Here is a 6,000-nt window from a genome sequence, read left to right as displayed (position 1 = left end):
CATATTCTTGTTGTAGTTGATAGTCACTCTCGTTAACACGTTTCTCATTCAATAATTCATACAGGTAGGTAAACTATGTTGGATCGGATTAATCAGCTTTTAGACAACCCGGATTGTGGCAAGCTGGTTTTGCGACTGTCATTCAGTATTTTGGTTCTGTTTCATGGCGTTCATAAGCTGATTGCTGGTGTTGGCCCTATTCAGGGAATGCTGGCGGCGCATGGTTTGCCGGGTTTTATCGCCTACGGCGTGTTTATTGGTGAGGTGATTGCACCTATCATGATGATTCTGGGCATCCTGACGCGTCCTGCCGCGCTGGCTTTTGCCTTTACCATGATCGTGGCGTTCTTGCTGGCGCATCCGGAAGCGATTTTCACCCTTGATAAAACCGGGGCATGGGGGATTGAGAACGTTGCAGTTTACTTCTTTGCCGGTATCACCATTGCGCTGCTGGGCAGCGGCAAATACTCCGTAATGAGCAATCCTCGCTTGCGCTAAGCGTGCAATAGTGAAATTCGTCTGCACTGGCAGCGAGACAAACCCGGCAATATCGCCGGGTTTGTGCGTTTTAGGACGGTAAGAGCGTGAAACAACAGGGATGGCTAATATTCGGTACACCCGCTTGCAATAGGGCAGGGTTCAGGTTTCAATACGCAGCTAAGAGCCTATCCCAATTAGGCTATTTTACTTGCCATTTTGGCCCTGGGCAGTGCTCGAAATCCTCACGTACTCCGTGTACGCTCCGGTTTCTCCGCGCTGTCCGTGTCCAAACTGGCTGCGCCAATGACGCCTGGTGGGATAGGCTCTACGTCCGAAAACCGGATAAAAACCGACTTTATTACGCGTAACGCAGATAACGATGCACATCTCCTGCGAACACCATGGAATGCCCTGATGCTAAAGATCTTTAATACCCTGAGTCGTCAAAAAGAGGAATTCAAACCCATCCACGCTGGCAAGGTTGGCATGTATGTGTGCGGGATAACCGTTTACGACCTGTGTCATATTGGTCATGGGCGTACTTTCGTGGCATTTGACGTGGTGGCGCGTTACCTGCGTTATCTGGGATATGACGTCAAATATGTGCGTAATATCACCGACATTGACGACAAAATCATCCGACGTGCGACCGAGAACGGCGAAACCATCGAGCAACTCACTAATCGTATGATTGGCGAGATGCATACCGATTTTCACGCGCTGAATATTCTCTCCCCGGATGAAGAGCCTCGTGCTACGCATTACATCGCAGAAATCATTGAACTGGTTGAAAAATTAATAGCCCGTCGTCACGCTTACGTGGCGGATAACGGCGACGTGATGTTTTCGGTGGATACCGCACCGGGTTATGGCGTGCTGTCACGTCAGGATCTGGAGCAACTGAAGGCTGGGGCGCGAGTGGAAATCACCGAAGTGAAACGCAACCCGATGGATTTTGTGCTGTGGAAAATGTCCAAGGCGGGCGAGCCGAGCTGGCCGTCGCCGTGGGGCAATGGCCGTCCCGGCTGGCACATTGAATGCTCGGCGATGAACTGCAAACAACTGGGTGAACATTTTGATATTCACGGCGGCGGTTCTGATCTGATGTTCCCGCACCATGAAAACGAGATTGCTCAGTCTACCTGCGCGCACGGTGGTGATTATGTGAATTACTGGATGCACTCCGGCATGGTCATGGTGGACCGGGAGAAGATGTCCAAGTCACTGAATAACTTCTTTACCGTGCGCGATGTGTTAACGCACTACGATGCCGAAACCATTCGTTATTTCCTGATTTCTGGTCATTACCGTAGCCAACTGAACTATACGGAAGAGAACCTCAGGCAGGCGCGCGCGTCGCTGGAGCGTTTGTACACCGCGTTGCGCGGCACTGATGCCTCTGCGCCGGCAGCGGGTGGCGAGGCGTTTGAGCACCGTTTCCGCGACGCGATGGATGACGACTTTAATACGCCGGAAGCCTATTCGGTGCTGTTCGACATGGCCCGTGAGGTCAACCGCCTGAAAGCGGACGATGCCGCGGCAGCCAATGGTCTGGCGGCGGCGTTGCGTCAACTGGCTGGTGTACTGGGTTTGCTGGCACAGGAGCCGGAATTATTCCTGCAAAGCGGCGCGCAGGCTGATGACAGTGAAGTGCAGGAGATTGAAGCGCTGATTAAACAGCGTAACGATGCTCGTCAGTCTAAAGACTGGGCGCTGGCGGATGCGGCGCGCAACCGATTGACGGAAATGGGTATCGTGTTGGAAGACGGCCCACAGGGCACCATCTGGCGTCGTAAGTAATCGCCGTTCAGCACCCTTCCAATAGTAAAGGCCCGAAAACCGGGCCTTTACTGTTTCAGGTGCTAATGAAAACCGGCGTTATGCCTGCACGGTAACTGACTCGCCGCCGAAGCGCACTACCTGACCGGCAACGATTTTGCAGCGCTTGCGAGTTTCGGTATGGCCGTCAACGGTCACCTCACCGGCGGCAATCACTTGTTTGGCAGAGGCGCCGCTTTCACTCCAGCCTTGCAGTTTCAGTAAATCGCACAGTTCCACGTGCGGGTGTTTATCCAGATGGAATACGTTCATGGGAATTATGCCTGTGCCGGGGTGTCGTGGTATTCCTCGCAAGCCTGCAAGGTATTCTGAATCAGTGTTGCGACAGTCATCGGGCCTACGCCGCCCGGCACCGGCGTGATATAGGCGGCGCGTTCTGCGGCTTCGTCAAATTTCACATCACCGACGACTTTGCCGTTTTCCAGCCGATTAATACCGACATCGATCACGATAGCGCCCGGTTTGATCCACTCGCCCGGAATAAAGCCCGGTTTGCCGACCGCGACCACCAGCAGGTCGGCGTGTTCGACATGGTGACGCAGATCCTTGGTGAAGCGGTGGGTAACGGTGGTGGTGCATCCCGCCAGCAACAGCTCCATGCTCATCGGGCGGCCAACGATATTCGATGCGCCGACCACCACCGCGTTCAGGCCGAACATGTTGACGTCATAGCGTTCCAGCAGTGTGACGATGCCGCGCGGGGTGCAAGGGCGCAGCAACGGCGCACGCTGGCATAGGCGACCAACGTTATACGGGTGGAAACCGTCTACGTCTTTGTCTGGTGCGATGCGTTCAATGACCTTGGTATTGTCGATTCCCGCTGGCAACGGCAACTGCACCAAAATGCCATCAATAGCGGCATCGGCATTTAACGCGTCGATCAGCGACAGCAGTTCTGGCTCGGTGGTGGTGGCTGGCAGGTCATAAGAGCGTGAAACGAAACCGACTTCTTCACACACCTTGCGCTTGCTGGCGACATAAATCTGTGAGGCCGGGTTATCGCCCACCAACACCACGGCTAACCCTGGCGCACGTTTGCCTGCAGCCAGGCGCTGTTTCACGTGCACGGCGACTTCATCCTTCACCTGCTGCGCAATCGTTTTACCATCAATAATTTTTGCAACCATGTACAGAAAATCCATCATTTTCAATGCGGGGAGATTGCGCCTATTTTGGCAGAAGCCGCGCAGGCTGTCAGGCGTTGTATGGTTATTAATTGTGATATCTGATTTATCAGTAACGTTATAGTTTCAACAATAGAGTCGTTTGACCGTTTACTGGCTCAAGGTGCTGAACTGATGGAGCAGGTCACCCGGCAGAATGCGGCGTGGGTGTCAGAGGCGGCCACTGCCAGCTAATTGCTCGACAGGCAGGCCGGCGACATGAAAGAAACGGTTGATCGCTTTGTCGTTGCTGATAACAACGATGTTCGCATTGGCCTGCCTCGCTGAGAAACCGGCAGTCAGCGGTGATATAGCCTGGCTGCCGTGTCCATAAAGGCGCGTACGATGTGCTCCAGCATCCGTTGCAGCTCCCGCGCTTTGTCCGGTTGCCAGGCAAAAGGCGCCAGTTCACTCATGTAGTTACATTGTGCCAGTTCCAGTTGCATGGCGTGCTGATGCTGCTCCGGCTGTCCGTAAGCGCGGGTGATGTAACCACCACGGAAGCGGCCATTGATTACCCAGCTCCAGCGCTGTTGTGACTGGCATATCTCCAGCAACGCCGATTCAATAGACGGCGCACAGCTAAGTCCGCCGTTGGTGCCGAGGTTCAGATCCGGCAGTCGTCCGTCAAACAGGCGTGGAATCTGAGAAGCGATGGAATGCGCGTCGAACAGCAATGCGTAGCCGTGGCGTTGTTTGATGCGCGCCAGTTGTTGCTGGATTTGCTGGTGATAAGGCTGCCAGATATCGCGCAGATAACCGTCGCGTACCGCTTTCGGCGGCGCGTCGCCGGGGATAAACGCTGGCGTACCGTCAAACAGGACGTCTGGAAACAGGCCGGTGGTGGCGGTGGTATACAGCGGTTGGTCATCCGCCGGGCGATTCAGGTCGATAACAAAACGCGAGTAGTTAGCCGCCAGCACGCTGGCACCCAGTCCGTGGGCAAATTCGTACAGTTGTGGGATATGCCAGTCGGTGTCCGGCAGTGGACGGGCTGCGGGGCTGAGCCGGTCAGCCACTTCCGGCGTCAGGTCGGTGCCGGCGTGGGGGATGCTGAGCAGCAGCGGGCTGTCGCCCTCAATAAGTGTAAATGGCGTCATGAGCGTCGTTCTCCGCGAAAAATTGTTGTACAGGGCAGTTGACCGCCCAGCCAGTAAACCAGTTCTGCCGGGCGTGCCAGCGGCCAGTGCACGAAATCCGCCACCTTACCGGTTTCCAGCGAGCCATGGCTCTGTTCCAGCCCCAGCGCACGGGCGGCGTGCAGCGTTACTCCGGCCAGCGCTTCTTCCGGCGTGAGCCTAAACAAGGTGCAGGCCATGTTGAGCATCAGCCGTAGCGACAGCGCAGGCGACGTGCCGGGATTGCAGTCGCTGGCGATAGCCATCGGTACGCCGTAGCGGCGAAACCGTTCGACCGGCGGGCATTGTGTTTCCCGCAGCAGGTAATAGGCGCCGGGCAATAGCACCGCTACGGTGCCTGCTGCGGCCATCGCCGCCACGTCCTGCTCGGTAGCGTATTCCAGATGATCGGCGGACAGCGCCTGAAAGCGGGCCGCCAGCGCGCTGCCGTTTAGCGATGAGAGTTGTTCGGCATGGAGTTTGACCGGCAACTGATGTGCTTGCGCGGCCTGAAACAACCGTTCTACCTGTGCCGGGCTGAACGCCAGATGCTCACAGAAGGCATCAACGGCGTCGGCCAGCCCTTCGTTGACCACCGCTGGCAGCAGTTCGCGGCAGACCAGATCGATCCACGCCTCCGGTTGCTGCCTGAATTCCGGCGGAATGGCGTGGGCGGCCAGACAGGTGGAAACAACCTGCACCGGCTGTTGTCGCCCCAATTCACGGATCACCCGCAGCATTTTCAGCTCGCTGTCCATGTCCAGCCCATAGCCGGATTTGATCTCAAGCGTGGTCACCCCTTCAGCCAGCAGTGGCCTTAAGCGGACGAGCGCCGAAGTGAGCAGGCTATCGTGGCTCGCTTCGCGGGTGGCGTTGACAGTGGCAAGAATGCCACCGCCGGCAGCGGCGATATCGGCATAGCTGACGCCATTAAGGCGTTGCTCGAATTCAGCGCTGCGATCACCGCCAAATACCAGATGAGTATGGCAGTCGATAAAACCGGGCGTAATAATGCCGCCACCGAAATCGGTGACCTGCGACGGCGCAAAATCAGGCAAGGTGTGCCGTGCGCCCAGCCAGACGATGCGCCCGGCGGTGATGGCCAGCGCCCCATCCTCAATCACCTGATAGTGACCACCGCGTAGGGTGACCAGATCAGCACCCAGCCACAAACTGTCACAGGCTATCGTCATCCTGTTCCCTCTTGCTGTTATAGTCTTGTATAGACAAGTTATACGCCACCACAGCATTTCAGCAAGCTGTGACGGAATAGGAATTTCTTATTCACTTTCTCCGTCACAGTAGCGGCTGCGTTGCGGAATAAAAAAGCCTTATGTCCTGCGTTGCTGACTTTGGTGTATAGATATGTCTATACAATATTACTGATGACAATCACCGAC

At 55.8% G+C, this 6,000-nt stretch carries 6 protein-coding genes; 2 read left to right on the top strand and 4 right to left on the bottom strand.

The window, feature by feature from the left end; all coding sequences use genetic code 11:
* The first annotated feature begins 75 nt into the window (after nt 1-75).
* Both Dpoa2040_RS06670 and cysS read left to right on the top strand, forming a co-directional pair.
* Entirely contained in the window at nt 76-498 is a 423-nt protein-coding gene (locus Dpoa2040_RS06670; protein ID WP_042871974.1) for a DoxX family protein, read from the top strand.
* A gap of 396 nt (nt 499-894) precedes the next feature.
* Nucleotides 895-2,280 (top strand): cysteine--tRNA ligase, encoded by a 1,386-nt coding sequence (cysS, locus tag Dpoa2040_RS06665; RefSeq protein WP_168640759.1) that lies wholly within the window; start codon nt 895-897, stop codon nt 2,278-2,280.
* Between the two features lie 78 nt (nt 2,281-2,358).
* Here cysS and ybcJ read toward each other — a convergent pair whose 3' ends face one another.
* From ybcJ to hutI, 4 genes are all read right to left on the bottom strand, one after another.
* Nucleotides 2,359-2,571 carry a ribosome-associated protein YbcJ gene (ybcJ, locus tag Dpoa2040_RS06660; RefSeq protein WP_042871970.1) on the bottom strand — a complete coding sequence of 71 codons (213 nt, stop codon included), beginning with the start codon at nt 2,569-2,571 and terminating at the stop codon, nt 2,359-2,361.
* Nucleotides 2,572-2,576: 5 nt separating this feature from the next.
* Nucleotides 2,577-3,446 (bottom strand): bifunctional methylenetetrahydrofolate dehydrogenase/methenyltetrahydrofolate cyclohydrolase FolD, encoded by an 870-nt coding sequence (gene folD, locus Dpoa2040_RS06655; protein WP_042874034.1) that lies wholly within the window; start codon nt 3,444-3,446, stop codon nt 2,577-2,579.
* Nucleotides 3,447-3,781: 335 nt separating this feature from the next.
* The gene (gene hutG / locus Dpoa2040_RS06650) at nt 3,782-4,582 is read right to left on the bottom strand and encodes an N-formylglutamate deformylase (protein ID WP_168640757.1); all 801 of its coding nucleotides are present in this window, start codon (nt 4,580-4,582) and stop codon (nt 3,782-3,784) included.
* On the bottom strand, nt 4,579-5,793 hold the full coding sequence (gene hutI, locus Dpoa2040_RS06645) for an imidazolonepropionase (protein ID WP_168640755.1): 1,215 nt from the start codon (nt 5,791-5,793) through the stop codon (nt 4,579-4,581). Before hutI ends, hutG begins: the two co-directional genes overlap by 4 nt.
* Between the last annotated feature and the right edge of the window lie 207 nt (nt 5,794-6,000).

The sequence above is a fragment of the Dickeya sp. CFBP 2040 genome, from assembly GCF_012273755.1.
Classification (GTDB): domain Bacteria; phylum Pseudomonadota; class Gammaproteobacteria; order Enterobacterales; family Enterobacteriaceae; genus Dickeya; species Dickeya poaceiphila.
The sequence above is the reverse complement of the archived record's forward strand: the minus strand, read 5'-3'. Positions and strand labels throughout refer to the sequence as shown.

Bases quoted from the DNA above. Each gene is read 5' to 3' on its own strand.
- Dpoa2040_RS06670 (WP_042871974.1), top strand. From the start codon at position 76: ATGTTGGATCGGATTAATCAGCTTTTAGACAACCCGGATTGTGGCAAG.
- cysS (WP_168640759.1), top strand. From the start codon at position 895: ATGCTAAAGATCTTTAATACCCTGAGTCGTCAAAAAGAGGAATTCAAA.
- ybcJ (WP_042871970.1), bottom strand. From the start codon at position 2,571: ATGAACGTATTCCATCTGGATAAACACCCGCACGTGGAACTGTGCGAT.
- folD (WP_042874034.1), bottom strand. From the start codon at position 3,446: ATGGTTGCAAAAATTATTGATGGTAAAACGATTGCGCAGCAGGTGAAG.
- hutG (WP_168640757.1), bottom strand. From the start codon at position 4,582: ATGACGCCATTTACACTTATTGAGGGCGACAGCCCGCTGCTGCTCAGC.
- hutI (WP_168640755.1), bottom strand. From the start codon at position 5,793: ATGACGATAGCCTGTGACAGTTTGTGGCTGGGTGCTGATCTGGTCACC.